This is a genomic window from Kocuria aegyptia (genome assembly GCF_039530085.1).
GTDB classification, from domain to species: Bacteria; Actinomycetota; Actinomycetes; order Actinomycetales; family Micrococcaceae; genus Kocuria; species Kocuria aegyptia.
Genome location: NZ_BAAAOA010000015.1, coordinates 225,523 through 241,492 on the forward strand (window position 1 = coordinate 225,523; position 15,970 = coordinate 241,492).

Below are 15,970 nucleotides of genomic sequence, written 5' to 3' on the forward strand. Positions count from 1 at the left end.
ATGTACATATGGCTGTCAAGCGCTACTAGGCTGGCGTGCCGATCGGTGGGAGGTTCTGATAGACCCCGGGAGATCTGACCCACTACGCCGATGCCGACCGCTGGGGCTCGGACGAGTCTTCGTGACAGCGTTATCCCCGCGCGGTACGGACGTTTCACCCGCAGTCGCCGACACCCGCCATCATCCTGGAGGCGTGGTGCCTTTAGGGGTGGCCCGCGGCGGCCCGCCGGGGCCATGATGGCACCATGACTGATGCCCAACGGAAGCTGTCCGCTGCCGAGGTCGCCGAGGCCGGGCTCACCGGCTGGCGCCAGGCCGGCGAGGCCCTCGCCGCCACTTTCAGGACCCGGAAGTTTTCCACCGGGCTGGAGCTCGTGAACCGCATCGGCGCCTCCGCCGAGGAGGCCAACCACCACCCCGACCTCACCCTCACCTACCCCGAGGTCGGCGTCACGCTCTCCAGCCACGATGTCGGCGGGATCACCAGCCGCGACATCGACCTGGCCCGCACCGTCAGCGGCCACGCCGCGGACCTCGGGGTCGCCGCCGCGGAGTGAGTCCGCGCCGTCGGGCAGGGGCGAACGGACCGTCGAGGCGCCGAGCGGATACGCCAAGAGGCGATCAGGGAAGCGCCCCGTGATCGGGCCTCCGTCAGGCTGCGTGGAGGACCGGCGACCCGTCCTCCGGGATGACGATCGCGCTGGCCGGCGCGCCGATGTGTGCCGGACGGCAGAGGAAGGCGGCTTCTCCGAGCTGGTCTACACGCCGGCAGACGGCGAGACGCTCACGTTCGGGGACCTGTTCCGCAAGGACCTGCGGACCTTTACCAACCTCTATGACTTCCTCTCTCAGCTGCTGGACTTCGAGGACACCGACGTCGCCAAACGCGCCATGTTCTACCGGGTGCTGTGGGAGGTCACCAAGCAGGACGAGCGCTCAGAGACCCCGGACCTGTCCACCGTGGACCTCCTCGACGTCGTCAGCCGCCCACGCGGGCCCGCAGCCGACATCGCCCTCGCCTCCGGGGAGGCCCGCGAACTGAACCCTCTCAGCGCCGCCGGCTCCGGGATGCACCGAGACCCGAAGCTCGTGGCCTTGGAGGAGATCGTGAACCGGCTCAACGAGATCTTCGGCCAGGACCTGCCAAAGGACGTGCGGGAAAACTTCGTGACCTCCCCGCTGAACTCCCTGCAGCAGGACGACCGGCTCGTCGCCCAGGCGAAAAACAATTCCGAGGCCCAATTCATGGTCAGCCCCGACCTGAAAAACTCTGTGCTTTCCGCGGCGTTTCGCAACCAGGCCGATCAAGGCCAAATGGTCGACCACCTCTTCAGCGACGAGCGCGTTCAGCTCGAGGTCGTGAAACTGCTGGGCCGAGCACTGTTCCAGAGCGTGCAAGGCGCGGCATGAGGTGGAGATAAGAGTCTCAATCCCAGATCCGCGGATTCGGGAAAGCGCCGCAGACTGCTCGTAATCGAGGCCTAAGAGTAGGAAGGCCCGGTCGCCTTGGCGACCGGGCCTTCAATCGTCAGAAACTCTGACGGATAATACTGTCTGCAGCCATACCTGGAATCGCGTCCGCTGGGCCGCCTCGGGGTGGCCCTGTTGCGACGGGGCCACCCGTTCTTTGTGGTACCCGGGAACCGCCCAAGTCCAGAACGGTCACTCACCGCACTTCCCTGAGTCCTGGGAGACGCCGTGGCCAACTGTGCGACCATCGGCCAAGTCGGTCTGCCGTCCTGGCCAACTATGGCCGCTTTGGCCAACTAACCCGGCACCTCACACCGGGTCAGAAGTCCCAGTCCTCGTCCTCCGTGTTCACGGCCTTGCCGATGACGTAGGAGGAGCCCGAGCCGGAGAAGAAGTCGTGGTTCTCGTCGGCGTTCGGGGACAGCGCGGAGAGGATCGCCGCCGAGACGTCGGTCATCTCCTTCGGGAACAGCGCCTCGAAGCCCAGGTTGTTCAGGGCCTTGTTGGCGTTGTAGTGCAGGAACTTCTTGACGTCCTCGGTCCACCCGACACCGTCGTAGAGGGACTCGGTGTAGCGCACCTCGTTCTCGTAGAGCTCCTCGAGCAGCTCGTAGGTGTAGAGCTTCAGCTCGTCCTGGCGCTCCTGGGACTCCTGGGCCAGGGCGCGCTGGAACTTGTAGCCGATGTAGTAGCCGTGCACGGCCTCGTCACGGATGATGAGGCGGACCAGGTCGGCCGTGTTCGTCAGCTTGGCCCGGGAGGACCAGTACATGGGCAGGTAGAACCCGGAGTAGAAGAGGAAGGACTCGAGCAGGGTCGAGGCCACCTTCTTCTTGAGCGGGTCGTCGCCCTTGTAGTACTTGATGACGATGTCGGCCTTCTTCTGCAGGTACGGGTTCTCCCGGGCCCAGCGGAAGACGTCGTCGATGTCCTTCATGGAGGACAGGGTCGAGAAGATGGAGGAGTAGGACTTCGCGTGCACGGACTCCATGAACGCGATGTTGGTGTACACCGCCTCCTCGTGCAGCGTGACGGCGTCCGGGATCAGGGAGACGGCGCCCACGGTGCCCTGGATCGTGTCCAGCAGCGTCAGGCCGGTGAAGACCCGCATGGTGAGCTCCTGCTCCTCAGCGGTGAGCGTCTTCCAGGAGGGGACGTCGTTGGAGATCGGCACCTTCTCGGGCAGCCAGAAGTTCGCGGTCAGCCGGTCCCAGACCTCGTCGTCCTTCGGGTCCTCGATCCGGTTCCAGTTGATGGCCTGGGCCTGGTGGTGGAGCAGCTGCACCTTGTCGATGCTCTCGCTCTTCTCCAGAGTCATGATCTGTCTCTTCCTTGAACGGGGTGGGCCCCCGCGCGCGTCCTGCGGACGCGCGCGGGGAGTTTCTGCGGTGGTCGCCGGGGCGCCGGCGGTCAGAGCATGCAGGAGACGCAGCCCTCGACCTCGGTGCCCTCGAGCGCCAGCTGACGGATCCGGGAGTAGTACATCGTCTTGATGCCCTTGCGCCACGCGTAGATCTGCGCCCGGTTGATGTCCCGGGTGGTGGCCGTGTCCTTGAAGAACAGGGTCAGGGACAGGCCCTGGTCCACGTGCTGGGTGGCCGCGGCGTAGGTGTCGATGATCTTCTCGTAGCCGATCTCGTACGCGTCCTGGAAGTACTCCAGGTTCTCGTTGTTCATGAAGGGCGCCGGGTAGTACACGCGGCCCAGCTTGCCCTCCTTGCGGATCTCGATCTTCGAGGCGATCGGGTGGATCGAGGACGTCGAGTTGTTGATGTAGGAGATCGACCCGGTCGGCGGCACGGCCTGCAGGTTCTGGTTGTACATCCCGTGCTCCATGACCGAGGCCTTGAGCTGCTCCCAGTCCGCCCGGGTGGGGATGTGCACGCCCGCCTCGGCGAACAGCTGCCGTACCCGCCCGGTGGCCGGGGCCCACTCACGGTCGGTGTACTTGGTGAAGTACTCCCCCGACGCGTACTGGGACCGCTCGAAGCCCGCGAACACCGTCTTGCGCTCCTTCGCGATCTCGTTCGACGCGCGGATCGCGTGGTACGTGACCGTGTAGAAGTAGATGTTCGTGAAGTCGAGGCCTTCCTCGGAGCCGTAGTGGATGTGCTCCTTGGCGAGGTAGCCGTGCAGGTTCATCTGCCCGAGCCCCACGGCGTGGGACATCTGGTTACCGCGCTCGATCGAGGGCACCGAGGTGATGTCGGACATGTCCGAGACCGCCGTGAGGCCTCGGATCGCGGTCTCCACCGACTGCCCGAAGTCCGGGGACTGCATGGTCAGCGCGATGTTGAGGGAGCCGAGGTTGCAGGAGATGTCCTTGCCGACCTCGTCGTAGTTCAGGTCCTCGTGGTACGTGGACGGCTCGGAGACCTGCAGGATCTCCGAGCACAGGTTGGACATGATGATCTTGCCGTCGATCGGGTTGGCCCGGTTCACCGTGTCCTCGAACATGACGTACGGGTAGCCCGACTCGAACTGGACCTCGGCGAGGGTCTGGAAGAACTCGCGGGCGTTGATCTTCTTCTTGGTGATCCGGCCGTCCGCGACCATCTCGTGGTACTTCTCGGACACGTTGACGTCCGAGAACGGCATCCCGTAGACCCGCTCCACGTCGTACGGGGAGAACAGGTACATGTCCTGGTTCTTCTTGGCCAGCTCGAACGTGATGTCCGGGATGACCACGCCCAAGGAGAGGGTCTTGATCCGGATCTTCTCGTCCGCGTTCTCCCGCTTGGTGTCCAGGAAGCTGTAGATGTCCGGGTGGTGGGCGTGCAGGTACACCGCGCCCGCGCCCTGGCGGGCGCCCAGCTGGTTGGCGTAGGAGAACGAGTCCTCCAGCAGCTTCATGATGGGGATGATGCCCGAGGACTGGTTCTCGATCTTCTTGATCGGGGCCCCGGCCTCGCGGACGTTGGTCAGCGCGAACGCCACGCCGCCGCCGCGCTTGGACAGCTGCAGGGCGGAGTTGATCGACCGCCCGATGGACTCCATGTTGTCCTCGATGCGCAGCAGGAAGCAGGAGACGAGCTCCCCGCGCTGCTGCTTGCCCGCGTTGAGGAACGTGGGGGTCGCCGGCTGGAAGCGCCCGGAGATGATCTCGTCGACCAGCTGCGTGGCGAGCAGCTCGTTGCCGTCGGCCAGGTAGAGCGAGACCATGACCACGCGGTCCTCGAAGCGCTCGAGGTAGCGCTGGCCGTCAAAGGTCTTCAGCGTGTAGGACGTGTAGAACTTGAACGCGCCCAGGAAGGTCTCGAAGCGGAACTTCCGGGAGTAGGCCCGCTTGGAGAGCTCCTTGATGAACTCCATGCTGTACTTCGCCAGGACATCCGGCTCGTAGTACTGGTGCGAGACCAGGTAGTCGAGCTTCTCCTCGAGGTCGTGGAAGAAGACCGTGTTGTTGTTCACGTGCTGCAGGAAGTACTGCCGCGCGGCCTGCCGGTCGGCGTCGAACTGGATGTGGCCGTCGGCGTCGTAGAGGTTCAGCAGGGCGTTGAGCTCGTGGTATCCCAGGCCCCGGTACTTCTCCGGGACGCGCGTGTCCTCGTGGCCGGGCTCGACGCTCACGCCCGGAGCTGCGGAAATTGTCGCCAAAACTGTTCCAATCCTTGGTTTACCTGGTGGACATCCTCGGGGGTGCCCATGAGTTCGAACTTGTAGAGGACGGGGACGCCGCATTTGGCCGCGATCTTGTCCGCGGCCAGGCAGAACGCCGGCCCGAAATTGGTGTTGCCCGCGCCGATGACGCCGCGCAGGAACCGCCGGTTGGTCTCCTGATTGAGGAACTTCACGACCTGCGGCGGGACGGCCCCGCTGCCGTTGGGCCGCCCGTACGTCGGGGCGACCAGCACGAAGGGCTCGGTGATCTCGGGGGACTCCTCCCCGGTCAGAAGAGGAAGGCGCAGCACGCGGGCGTCGAGCTTCTCGACGAAGCGGTGCGTGTTGTTGGAGACCGAGGAGAAGTAGACCACCAGTGGGGCGTGGCTGCCGGGTGCCGCGGCGTCGCCGTGGTCCTGCTGAGCGGTCCCGGGACGGGTGCCGGGTTGGTGCGTGCTCATTGCTTCCGCGCTCCGGGATGGGGTCGGTGGTGGATGGACCGGGGCGCCGTGGGGAAGCGGGCGGCGCTCCGGCCTCAGGCCGAGAGGAGGACGGCCAGGGAGGTGATCTTGTCCGGACGGTAACCGGACCAGTGCTCGGTCGCCGTCTCGACGACCGGTACCTGCTGGTAGCCGAGGGCCAGGACGTGGGCCAGGGCGGCCTCGTCCTCGGTGACGTCGACGACGTTGTACTCGATGCCCTTCTTGGTCAGGGCCCGGTAGGTGGCATTGCACTGGACGCAGGCCGGCTTGCTGTACACGGTCACGGACATCGCTGTTTCCCCTTGGTCGGTCGGATGGTTTGCGGGGGAGATCCGGGACTTCCGCAGACGCTGCGGCGGTGAAGGGGTCTCTCCGGGTGGCTGATTTCAATACTACATCTAGTGCCAGGAAGGGGAAGCGACCCCTAGATGCAGTGGTGGAGGTTGTCCACAGCTCCTTTCTCGCTATCCCCAGAACGACCGTTGGCCATCCACAGGGGTCTCCGCGGGGGGTCGCGGATTTCCGCCGCCGGGGCCCCGTTGTGCACAGGCTGTGCGCACAGCAGGGGCCTCGTCCGGTGGACAGGATTAATTTTCGGACACGGCGTGTCGGGTCCGGCGGCGGGGCCGGCGCAGCCCGACCGCCGCGGCGGCGAGCCGCGCCCGCAGGCCCCGGTAGGGCGGGTAGACGACCCGCAGCGTGTCGGGGGCGAGCGGCTTGTCCAGGACCGCGCGCGCGTGGGAGAACGTCGTGAAGGAGAACTTCCCGTGGTAGGCGCCGGTGCCGCTCTCCCCCACCCCGCCGAACGGCAGCTCGGGGCTGGTGAGGTGCAGCAGCGGGGCGTTGAAGGACAGCGCGCCGGAGGACGTGCGCCGGCGGAACAGCTCCTTGACCGAGCGATCCTCGGTGAACACGTAGAGGGCCAGCGGCTTGTCCCGCGCGGTGATCAGCTCGACGGCGTGCTCGGCGGAGGCGACCGGCACCAGGGGCAGGACGGGCCCGAAGAGCTCCTCGGCCATGAGCGGGCCGTCCGGTGCGGAGCGCACCACCGTGGGCGCGAGATAGCGCTCCCCCGGCTCGGCCGTCCCGCCGCAGACGACGTCGTGGGCGGGGACCTGGTCCAGGAGCCCCGTCAGCCGCTCGAGGTGCCGCCCGGAGACGATCCGCCCGTAGGAGTCGCTGTGGTACGGATCCTCGCCGTAGTGCTCCGCCACCGCCCGCACGAGCTCGGGCTCGAGGGCGGCGAGCACCTCGGGGGTGCCGAGCACGTGGTCCGGGGCCACGCAGGTCTGGCCCGCGTTGAGGAACTTCCCCCACACGATCCGCCGGGCGGCGGTCCGCAGGTCGGTCGAGCCGTCGACCCAGACCGGGGACTTCCCGCCCAGTTCGAGGGTCACCGGGGTCAGGTGCCGGGCCGCGGCGGCCATCACGATCCGGGCCACCGTCCCGTTGCCGGTGTAGAAGACGTGGTCGAAGCGGTGCTCGAGCAGCCGTGTGGTCTCCGGCACGCCGCCCTCCACCACGCTCACGCAGTCTCCCAGGTAGCGCTCGAGCAGCTCGGCCAGCACCCCGGAGACGGTCGCGGAGACCTCGGAGGGCTTGACGACGACAGTGTTGCCGGCGGCGAGCGCCCCAGCCAGGGGGCTCAGGACGAGCTGGACGGGGTAGTTCCACGGCGCCATCACGAGCACGGTCCCGAGCGGCTGGTGCTCCACGTGGGAGCGGGCCGGGGCGAGGCTCAGCGGGACGGTGACCCGGGCCGGGGACATCCAGCGGCGGAGTTCCTTGCGGATCCCGGCGATCTCCTCGAGGGTGAAGCCGAGCTCGGTCAGCCACGCCTCCGCCGGAGGCTTGCCGAGATCGGTGGCCAGCGCCTGCTCGAGCACCGTCCGGTTCTCCCGCACGAGGTCCTCGAGCCGGTGCAGCCGGTCCAGCCGGGTCGCGAGGTCGACGTCGGGGACGAAGCCCGCCCGGGCACGGTCGACGGCGGCGTCGACGGCCGGGAAGCCCACCGAGTCGTCCGCCGGTGCGGGAACGAGGTCCGTGGGGGCGCTGCGGGTGCTGGTCATGGCTCCAGGGTAGGCCCCGGCTCGGACGCCGAAGACCGGCGGGGACCTGCGCCCCGCGCCGGGCTCACGTACGACGGCCCGGGCGGTCCCCGCAGCACGGACAGCCGCGGCGGCCCGGACGACGCGGGCAGGAGGACGCGGGCGGAAGGACGCGGGTGGGCACGACACGGACGGCACCACACGGGCAGGAGGCCCGGACGGCACCACACGGACGGGCACCACACGGGCAGCACGACACGAACGGCCGGGCAGCCTTCGGTCAGAGCAGGCCGTGCTCCGCGAGCTGCCGGGAGATCGACGCGCCGTCGTTGCCCTCGATCCACAGCGTGCCGTCGGGGATGGTCACCCGCCGCTCCTCGTTGACCAGCGGGGTGCCGGCCAGCACGGCCTCCGCCGGGGACAGGTTGCGGATCACGATGGCGGCCACGTGCTCGGGATAGCGGTGCACGAAGCCGCTGTAGATCTCGGGGTCGTGCTGGCCGTCGTCGCCGATGAGGATCCACCGCATCTGGGGGAAGTTCCGGGCCAGCCGTTCGAGGTTCTGCACCTTGTGCGCGGCCCCGGCCCGGAACCACCGGTCCGTGGTGGGGCCCCAGTCGGTGAGCAGCAGGGCTCCGGACGGATAGGCGTTGCGCGTGAGGAAGCGGCGCAGGGTGGGTGCCACGTTCCACGCGCCCGTGGAGAGGTAGAGGAACGGCGCCTCGTGGTGGCGGTGCAGCAGCCGGTCCATCATGACCGCCATCCCGGGGGTGGGCGTGCGGGCGTGCTCGTTGAGCACGAACGAGTTCCAGGCCGCCAGCATGGGCCGGGGAAGGGCCGTGACCATGACGGTGTCGTCGACGTCGGAGACCACCCCGATCCGTTGCTCGTCCGCCACGATGAAGACGCGGGACTCGACCGTCTCGGAGCCCTCCGTCTGCATCCGCACGGTGTGCTCGCCCGGGGCCAGGGACACCTGCAGGTCGACGTCGACCACCCCGCCCTTGTCGGCCACCAGGTGGAACTCGAACTCGTCGATCCAGACGTTGACGTGGGCGAAGGCGATGGGCACCGAGGTGAACGAGCGCCAGCCGCGGATCGACTCGGCGCTCTCGTCGGTGGACTCGATGAGCCCCCGGGTCTTCAGCAGGGCCCGGCCCAGGACCCGCACGTGGTGCTCGGAGCCGTACCCCTCGAACGCCACCATCACCGGGATGTCACCGCGGGCCTCGGCGCGCCGCTGCCGGAACCGGTGGAGCCGCTGCTCGAGGCGGTAGCCCACGTTGATGGCTTCCTCGGTGACCTGGTCGACGGTCTGCTTGAGCTCCGAACTGCTGGATTTCTTGGCCATGCGCCCAGTGTTCCACAGCCCACGACCAGGGCGCGGCGGCGCCCGCGGGGCGGGGCGGACCGGCATCCGATCCACCCCGCCCCGCGGGCGCGCTCCGGCCTGCGGGCCGGTTCCCGGCGTCAGCCCTGGATCCAGCCACCGAGGTCGAGCACGTGTTCCGTGACGACCCCGGCGTCAGCTCTGGATCCAACCACCGGGATCGAGCACGTGCTGCGTGACGGCCCCGGCGTCAGTTCTTGATGTAGCCGTTGGGATTGAGCACGTACTTCGTGGCGGCTCCGGCGTCGAACTCGGCGTAGCCCTGCGGCGCCTCCTCCAGCGGGATGGCCTTCGCGTTGACGGCCTTCGCGATCTGGATCTTGTCGTGCAGGATCGCCATCATCAGCTGCCGGTTGTACTTCATCACCGGGCACTGTCCCGTGGTGAAGGACAGCGACTTCGCCCACCCGGTGCCCAGGCTGATCGAGAGCGAGCCCTTCTTCGCGGCGTCGTCCACGGCCCCGGGGTCCCCGGTGACGTACAGGCCCGGGATGCCCAGCGCCCCGCCGGCGGCGGTGATGTCCATCAGGGAGTTCAGCACGGTGGCCGGGGCCTCGTGGGAGGCGTCCTTGCCGTGCCCGCGCGCCTCGAAGCCGACGGCGTCCACGCCGCAGTCGACCTCCGGGACGCCGAGGATCTGCTCGATCTGCTCACCGGGCGAGCCCTTCGAGACGTCCACGGTCTCACAGCCGAAGCTGCGCGCCTGGGCCAGCCGCTGCTCGTTCATGTCCCCCACGATCACCACTGCGGCCCCCAGCAGGTGGGCCGAGGCCGCCGCGGCCAGCCCCACCGGTCCGGCGCCGGCGATGTAGACCGTGGAGCCCACGCCCACTCCGGCCGTGACGACACCGTGGTAGCCGGTGGGGAGGATGTCGGAGAGCATGGTCAGGTCCATGATCTTCTCCAGGGCCTGGTCGCGGTCCGGGAACTTCAGCAGGTTCCAGTCCGCGTAGGGCACCAGCACGTACTCGGCCTGCCCGCCGACCCAGCCGCCCATGTCCACGTAGCCGTAGGCGGAGCCCGGCCGGTCCGGGTTCACGTTGAGGCAGATGCCGGTCTTGCGCTCCTTGCAGTTGCGGCAGCGGCCGCAGGAGATGTTGAAGGGCACGGAGACGATGTCCCCGACCTGGATGAACTCGACGTCCGGACCGCACTCGATCACCTCGCCCGTGATCTCGTGACCGAGGACGAGGTCCGTCGGAGCCGTGGTGCGGCCGCGGACCATGTGCTGGTCCGAGCCGCAGATGTTGGTGGCGACGGTCCGGAGGATGACCCCGTGCGGGACCTTCCGGCCGATGTTGGCCGGGTTGATGCCCGGCGCGTCCTTGAGATCGAACTCCGGGTACTCGGTGTCGATGACCTCGACCTTGCCGGGACCCTTGTAGGCAACCGCTCTGTTCCCTGCCATCATGACCTCTTCCGTGGTGGATGTCCGTCACGGGCGTCCGCAGTGGGTCTCCCACCCCGGACGCCCTCGTCTCCGACGGAACGCGCCGCGCCGTGGCCCTGGGCTCACTGTGATCCAGGACACGGAGAACGGCCGTCGGTGGTGCAGACGCTAACAGGACATGTCAACGAGCGGAAGGGAAGGAAGCTGGGAAAGCGAAAAGCGAAAGAGCCCGCCCCGCGTGTCGCGGAACGGGCTCTTTCGGCCTGGTGGAGCTGAGGGGACTCGAACCCCTGACCCTTTGCATGCCATGCAAATGCGCTACCAGCTGCGCCACAGCCCCAGGTCGTTACCTCGGAGACACTATCACAACCTTGAAGGGCTCCCTCTCAGTCACCCTTTTGCGGTTGATCCAGCACCTCGCTGGGCAACGCACTCATAGTAGACAGCCGATCAGGCTCCAGGCAAATCGTCGGTCGCGGGCGCCGAAGCGGTCCGGTTCACGGCCGGTCCGAGGTCCACCACGGGACTGTCCCGCCACAGCCGCTCGAGGGCGTAGAACGCCCGGTCCTCGTCGTGCTGGACGTGGATCACCACGTCGCCGTAGTCCAGGAGCACCCAGCGCCCCTCGGAGCGGCCCTCGCGGCGGATCGGGCGCAGTTCGAGCTGTTCGACCAGCTTCTCCTCGATCTCGTCGACCACGGCGTTGACGAGCCGCTCGTTGGAGGCGGAGGCGACGAGGAAGGCGTCGGTGATGCCCAGGGCCTCGCTGACGTCGAGGGCCACGATGTCGTGGGCCTGCTTGGCGTCGGCCGCAGTGGCCGCGGTGCGGAGGATGGAGAGGGAGAGATCGTTGACAGTCAAGGAGGATCCTTTCCCGGCGAACCGGAGGTTCCGTCCCGTGGGACGGATGGAGTGGACGAGTGGTGCAGGAACGAGTGGTGCAGGAACGGGTGGTGCAGGACAGCGGGTGGCGGGCTCAGAGCACGAAGAGCACGAGCACGACGGCGAGGGCCACCAGCACCGCCAGGAGCAGGACCCACCAGACGCTGTTCGTCCGGCGCCGGTACTCCCTCGGCTCGAGCAGCTCGAGCCCTTCTGCGGTGCTGGCCGGCACGGGCGCGGCCGGCGGCTCGTCCTCGGCCCAGGACGCCGCGCGCTCCGGCGCGGGCTCCTGCGGGGCCGACGGTGGGTCCTGGGGGCTGCCGGACTCCCCGTGGTCGGGAGCCGGGGCGGCTGGCGTGGCGGCGTGGGGTCCGGCGTCTGACGGGGCCACGATCTCGATGTGCGTCAGCGAGGCCAGGTCCTCCGGAGCGAGCCGGTTGCTGAACAGGGCCGGATCGACGTGCACCGGGTCGTGGGGCACATGCCCGTCCGGCCCGTCCGGACCGCCGCCGGGGAATACGACGGTGATCTGCTCGTGCGGCTCCCGGAGCTCCTCCGGCGTCGCCGGAGGAGCCGGCGCCGGTGTCCCGGCCTCCGGAACCACCGGTTCGTGGACGGCCGTGCCCGTGCCGGGGTCGGTCTGCGCGGCGCCGGCCTGGGCGGCGATCTCCAGGAACCGGCGCTGCTTCTCGAGCAGCTCCGGGTCCGCGGAGTTGCCGCCGGCCTCCTCGAGCTCGCGGGAGCGCTCCGCCAGCTCGCGCTGCAGACGGGCCATCCGCCGCGGCCCGAGGGGCTTGACGGGCCGGACCGGCACCGCGTCCTCGCCTAGGTCGATGATGGGGGCGGGGCCGGGGGGCACAGGCGGCGGCGGAGTCACGTCGGCGTCCCGTGCGGCGCCGTCCCGCACCTCGTCCTCGCCGGCCATCAGGGCGCCTTCGCCGAGACGCCTCGGGCACCGACGTGGTCGGGCGTCGTCCCGTCACCGTCCCGGGGGCCGAGGTAGAGACCGTACTTGTTGATGTACTGCACCACGCCGTCGGGCACGAGGTACCAGACGGGCTTGTGCTCGGCCACGCGGGCGCGGCAGTCCGTCGACGAGATCGCCATGGCGGGAACCTCGAGCAGGTTCACGCCGCTGGACCCGACGGGCGCGGCGAGGTCGTGGCCCGGCCGGGTGACGCCGACGAAATGGGCGAGCTGCCAGAGTTCCTCGGCGCCCTTCCAGGTCAGGATCTCCGCCATGACGTCCGCGCCCGTGATGAAGAACAGGTCGGCTTCCGGGCGCTGTCGCTTGAGGTCTCTCAGGGTGTCCACCGTGAACGTGGGGCCGTCGCGCTCGATGTCCACCCTGCTGACCGTGAACCGCGGGTTGGAGGCGGTGGCGATCACCGTCATCAGGTAGCGGTGCTCCGCGGGACTCACCGCCCCTGCGGCCTTCTGCCAGGGGCGCCCCGTGGGGACGAACACGACCTCGTCGAGGTCGAACTCCCCCGCCACCTCAGACGCGGCCACGAGGTGGCCGTGGTGGATCGGGTCGAACGTCCCGCCCATGACGCCGAGCCGGGTCCGGCCCGGCGTCCGGGGTGGGACGGCCGTGCCCGTCAGGGGCAGGTCCCTGGTCCGGGCGGTGGTGTCCTGCGAAGCGGTCGTCACGACGACGGGGTTCCCCGGCTCAGCCGTGGCGCTTGGCGGCGTAATCGTCGAGCATGGCCCGCTCGTCCGCGGGCAGGTCGGCGGGGTCCTCGTGCTCGCCGACCTCCGGGCTGAGCCCGCGGTTGGCGAAGGAGAGCGCCACCACCATGAGGCCGATGAGCACGGCGAAGATGGACGCGCCCCAGACCCACGGGGGAACTCCGGCCTCGGCGGCGGCGTGCCCGCCCTCGGCTGCGGCGAGGACGGTGGTGACGGTCTGCTGGAACATGGGGATCCCTTCTGACGCCGACGTGGCGGCGGGTGGTCGGTGAGCGGCCCGTGCCGCCTCGGCCGGCGGGCCCGGACGGCTCTCATCGTACTGAATCCGCGGCGGGCCCGCCGCGTCCGGGACTCAGGCGCGGACGTGCCCGTCGCCCTGGACGATCCATTTCGTGGTGGTCAGCTCCTCCAGGCCCATGGGCCCGCGCGCGTGCATCTTCTGGGTCGAGATGCCGATCTCGGCGCCGAGGCCCAGCTGGCCGCCGTCGGTGAAGCGGGTGGAGGCGTTGACCATGACCGCGGCGGCGTCGATCTCCGCGACGAACCGTTCCGCGTTCGCGAGGTCGTTGGTCACGATGGCCTCGGTGTGCCGGGTGGACCAACGGTCGATGTGCTGGAGCGCCTCATCCATGGAGTCGACCACCTTCACGGCCAGGTCCATGGACAGGTACTCGGCGCCCCAGTCTTCGTCGGTGGCCCGCAGGTGGTGGCTGCCGGCCGGCAGCATGGCCTCGGCCCGCTGGTCCACGTGCAGCGTGACGCCGGCCCGGTCGAGGGCCGCCAGCAGGGCGGCCCCGTGCGCGAACCCGCTGTGCAGCAGGAGGGTCTCCGCGGTGTTGCAGGTGCTCGTGCGGTGGGTCTTGGAGTTGACGGCCACGGCCACGGCCATGGCCTTCGACGCCGAGTGGTCGACGAAGAGGTGCACGTTGCCCTCACCGGTCTCGATGACGGGGACCTTGGCGTTCTGGACGACGGACTGGATCAGTCCGTGCCCGCCGCGGGGGATGAGGACGTCGACCTTCCCGCGGGCCGCCATGAGCGCGTTCGCGCCCTCACGGCCGTACTCGTCGACGCTCTGGACGCAGTCGACGGGCAGCTTCACGTCGGCGAGCGAGTCCCGGATGATGCCCACGAGGGCCCGGTTGCTCTCCTCCGCGGCCGAGCCGCCGCGCAGCAGCACCGCGTTGCCGGACTTCAGGGCGATGCCGGCGATGTCCACGGTCACGTTGGGACGGGCCTCGTAGATGGCTCCGACCACGCCCATCGGCACCCGCACCTGGCGCATCCGCAGGCCGTTGGGCAGGGTGCTGCCGCGGACGAACCCGCCCACGGGGTCGGGCAGGGCCGCCAGCTCGCGAAGGCTCTCGGCCAGGCCGGTGATCCGCTCGGCATCCAGCTTGAGCCGGTCCAGGAGTGCCGTGGAGGTCCCGTTGACGCGGCCGTGCTCGAGGTCCTTGGCGTTCGCGGCGAGCACCACGTCGCGCTTGCGCTCGATGCGGTCGGCGATGGCGAGCAGCGCCCGGTCCTTCCAGGCCCGGGTGGCCCGGCCGAGGACGCGGGCGGAGTCCCGGGCGTCGTCGGCCATCGCGGCGACTCCGGCAACGGGGTCCTCCCCGAAGGTGGCGACAATGCCGTGGTCGGACACGACCGCCTTGCGGGCCGTGCGGGTGGCTTCGTCGGTGGTCACGGAATCGTGTGCGGCGGAAGTCATTTCTTCAGCTTAGTCCGAGCGCCGCGGGCGCGCAGGACCACGAGGTTGTCCACGTGCACGAGCTCCCGGCTGTAGTCGTCCCCGAGCTCCTCCGCCAGCACGGAGGTGGACTTGCCGAGCATCGGCGGGATCTCGTCCGAGGAGTAGTTGCTCAGTCCGTGGGCGATCTCCCTGCCCTCCTCGTCCCGCAGCGAGACCGGCTCCCCGGCCTCGAACGTGCCCGACACGCCGGTGACCCCGGCGGCGAGCAGGGAGTTGCGGTCGCGGATCGCGTCCACGGCGCCCGGGTCGAGGGTCAGGGAGCCCTTGATGTCCGCGAGGTGGGCCAGCCACAGGAGCCGGACGTTGCGCCGCCCCCCGGAGGTCGCGAACCAGGTTCCGACGTCCTCGCCGTCCAGCGCGCGGGTGATGTTCTGCGCCGAGGTGACGAGCGCGGGGATGCCCGAGGCCGCGGCGATCCGGGCGGCCTGGACCTTGGTGACCATGCCGCCGGAGCCGACGCCGGCGCGGCCGATCGACCCGATCTGCACGCCCTCGAGGTCCTTGATGGGATCGTTGACCACAGGGATCCGCTCCCCGCCCTGGCGGGGATCCATGGTGTACAGGGCGTCGACGTCGGAGAGCAGCAGCAGCACGTCCGCCTTGATGAGGTGGGCGATCAGGGCGGCGATCCGGTCGTTGTCGCCGAACTTGATCTCCTGCGTGGCCACGGCGTCGTTCTCGTTGACGATGGGCAGCACCCCGAAGTCGAGCAGCCGCTCGATCTGGCGATGCGTGTTCTGGTAGTGGTTGCGCCGCATGAGGTCCTCGGCGGTGACCAGCACCTGGCCCACGGTGACGCCGTAGCGGGCGAAGGACTCGATGTAGCGTCCCATGAGCAGCCCCTGCCCCACAGCGGCGGCGGCCTGCTTGCCGGCCAGGTTCTTGGGCCGCCGGGACAGCCCCAGCGGCGCGAGGCCCGCCGTGATCGCACCCGAGGAGACGAACACGATCTCGATGCCCCGGGCCTTGGTCTCGCCGAGGGCGTCCACGATCATCCGCACGGCCTGCTCGTCGATCGAGCTCTCGATGGACGTCAGCGACGACGAGCCGACCTTGACGACGACGCGGTGGGCGCGCGGGATGTCCTCGCGGCGCTCGATCGGGCTGCGCCGGTTCTTGCCGCGGTTCTCGCTGCTGAGCTGGACCGCGGACTTCTCCGCGACCTCCTCGAGCTGCTCGACGTCGATCTCGTGCGTCTGCTCGTTCATCCTGGGCGTCTCCCTCGTCCGGTGGGCGTCGTCGGTGTGTCGGGTCGGTCTGCCG

15 protein-coding genes and 1 tRNA gene are annotated in these 15,970 nt (G+C 69.1%); 2 read left to right on the forward strand and 14 right to left on the reverse strand.

Annotated features, from left to right (window positions below; genetic code table 11):
- Positions 1 to 245 precede the first annotated feature (245 nt).
- Together ABD220_RS07395 and ABD220_RS07400 are read left to right on the forward strand one after the other, a co-directional pair.
- The gene (locus ABD220_RS07395) at positions 246 to 557 is read left to right on the forward strand and encodes a 4a-hydroxytetrahydrobiopterin dehydratase (RefSeq protein WP_344121196.1); all 312 of its coding nucleotides are present in this window, start codon (positions 246 to 248) and stop codon (positions 555 to 557) included.
- A gap of 79 nt (positions 558 to 636) precedes the next feature.
- Complete coding sequence (locus ABD220_RS07400; protein ID WP_344121197.1) at positions 637 to 1,410, forward strand: hypothetical protein; 774 nt, start codon at positions 637 to 639, stop codon at positions 1,408 to 1,410.
- Between the two features lie 379 nt (positions 1,411 to 1,789).
- Here the strand turns inward: ABD220_RS07400 and nrdF are convergent, their stop codons facing one another.
- The 14 genes from nrdF to proB all read right to left on the reverse strand — a co-directional run bounded on the left by nrdF (position 1,790) and on the right by proB (position 15,915).
- Complete coding sequence (nrdF, locus tag ABD220_RS07405) at positions 1,790 to 2,788, reverse strand: class 1b ribonucleoside-diphosphate reductase subunit beta (protein WP_344121198.1); 999 nt, start codon at positions 2,786 to 2,788, stop codon at positions 1,790 to 1,792.
- A 92-nt stretch (positions 2,789 to 2,880) separates the two neighbouring features.
- Positions 2,881 to 5,040, reverse strand: a complete 2,160-nt coding sequence (gene nrdE / locus ABD220_RS07410; protein WP_344121200.1) for a class 1b ribonucleoside-diphosphate reductase subunit alpha — start codon at positions 5,038 to 5,040, stop codon at positions 2,881 to 2,883.
- Positions 5,037 to 5,531 carry a class Ib ribonucleoside-diphosphate reductase assembly flavoprotein NrdI gene (gene nrdI / locus ABD220_RS07415; RefSeq protein ID WP_344121202.1) on the reverse strand — a complete coding sequence of 165 codons (495 nt, stop codon included), beginning with the start codon at positions 5,529 to 5,531 and terminating at the stop codon, positions 5,037 to 5,039. The genes nrdE and nrdI overlap by 4 nt, the downstream gene beginning before the upstream one ends.
- A 74-nt stretch (positions 5,532 to 5,605) precedes the next feature.
- Entirely contained in the window at positions 5,606 to 5,842 is a 237-nt protein-coding gene (gene nrdH, locus ABD220_RS07420) for a glutaredoxin-like protein NrdH (protein WP_017834611.1), read from the reverse strand.
- 297 nt (positions 5,843 to 6,139) lie between these two features.
- Entirely contained in the window at positions 6,140 to 7,621 is a 1,482-nt protein-coding gene (locus tag ABD220_RS07425; RefSeq protein WP_344121208.1) for an aldehyde dehydrogenase family protein, read from the reverse strand.
- Between the two features lie 259 nt (positions 7,622 to 7,880).
- Positions 7,881 to 8,951: an App1 family protein phosphatidate phosphatase gene (locus tag ABD220_RS07430; RefSeq protein ID WP_344121209.1), complete on the reverse strand. Its 1,071-nt coding sequence runs from the start codon at positions 8,949 to 8,951 to the stop codon at positions 7,881 to 7,883.
- Between the two features lie 229 nt (positions 8,952 to 9,180).
- Positions 9,181 to 10,398, reverse strand: coding sequence for a formaldehyde dehydrogenase, glutathione-independent (fdhA, locus tag ABD220_RS07435; RefSeq protein WP_344121211.1), 1,218 nt, complete (start codon positions 10,396 to 10,398; stop codon positions 9,181 to 9,183).
- Between the two features lie 246 nt (positions 10,399 to 10,644).
- Positions 10,645 to 10,720, reverse strand: a tRNA-Ala gene (locus tag ABD220_RS07440).
- Between the two features lie 110 nt (positions 10,721 to 10,830).
- The gene (rsfS, locus tag ABD220_RS07445; protein WP_344121213.1) at positions 10,831 to 11,241 is read right to left on the reverse strand and encodes a ribosome silencing factor; all 411 of its coding nucleotides are present in this window, start codon (positions 11,239 to 11,241) and stop codon (positions 10,831 to 10,833) included.
- Positions 11,242 to 11,356: 115 nt separating this feature from the next.
- Positions 11,357 to 12,187 (reverse strand): hypothetical protein, encoded by an 831-nt coding sequence (locus tag ABD220_RS07450; RefSeq protein WP_344121215.1) that lies wholly within the window; start codon positions 12,185 to 12,187, stop codon positions 11,357 to 11,359.
- Entirely contained in the window at positions 12,187 to 12,813 is a 627-nt protein-coding gene (gene nadD / locus ABD220_RS07455) for a nicotinate-nucleotide adenylyltransferase (protein ID WP_425552530.1), read from the reverse strand. Before nadD ends, ABD220_RS07450 begins: the two co-directional genes overlap by 1 nt.
- 121 nt (positions 12,814 to 12,934) lie before the next feature.
- Positions 12,935 to 13,183 (reverse strand): hypothetical protein, encoded by a 249-nt coding sequence (locus ABD220_RS07460; protein WP_344121217.1) that lies wholly within the window; start codon positions 13,181 to 13,183, stop codon positions 12,935 to 12,937.
- Between the two features lie 123 nt (positions 13,184 to 13,306).
- Positions 13,307 to 14,665: a glutamate-5-semialdehyde dehydrogenase gene (locus ABD220_RS07465; RefSeq protein WP_425552526.1), complete on the reverse strand. Its 1,359-nt coding sequence runs from the start codon at positions 14,663 to 14,665 to the stop codon at positions 13,307 to 13,309.
- Positions 14,662 to 15,915, reverse strand: coding sequence for a glutamate 5-kinase (gene proB, locus ABD220_RS07470; RefSeq protein WP_344121221.1), 1,254 nt, complete (start codon positions 15,913 to 15,915; stop codon positions 14,662 to 14,664). The genes ABD220_RS07465 and proB overlap by 4 nt, the downstream gene beginning before the upstream one ends.
- Between the last annotated feature and the right edge of the window lie 55 nt (positions 15,916 to 15,970).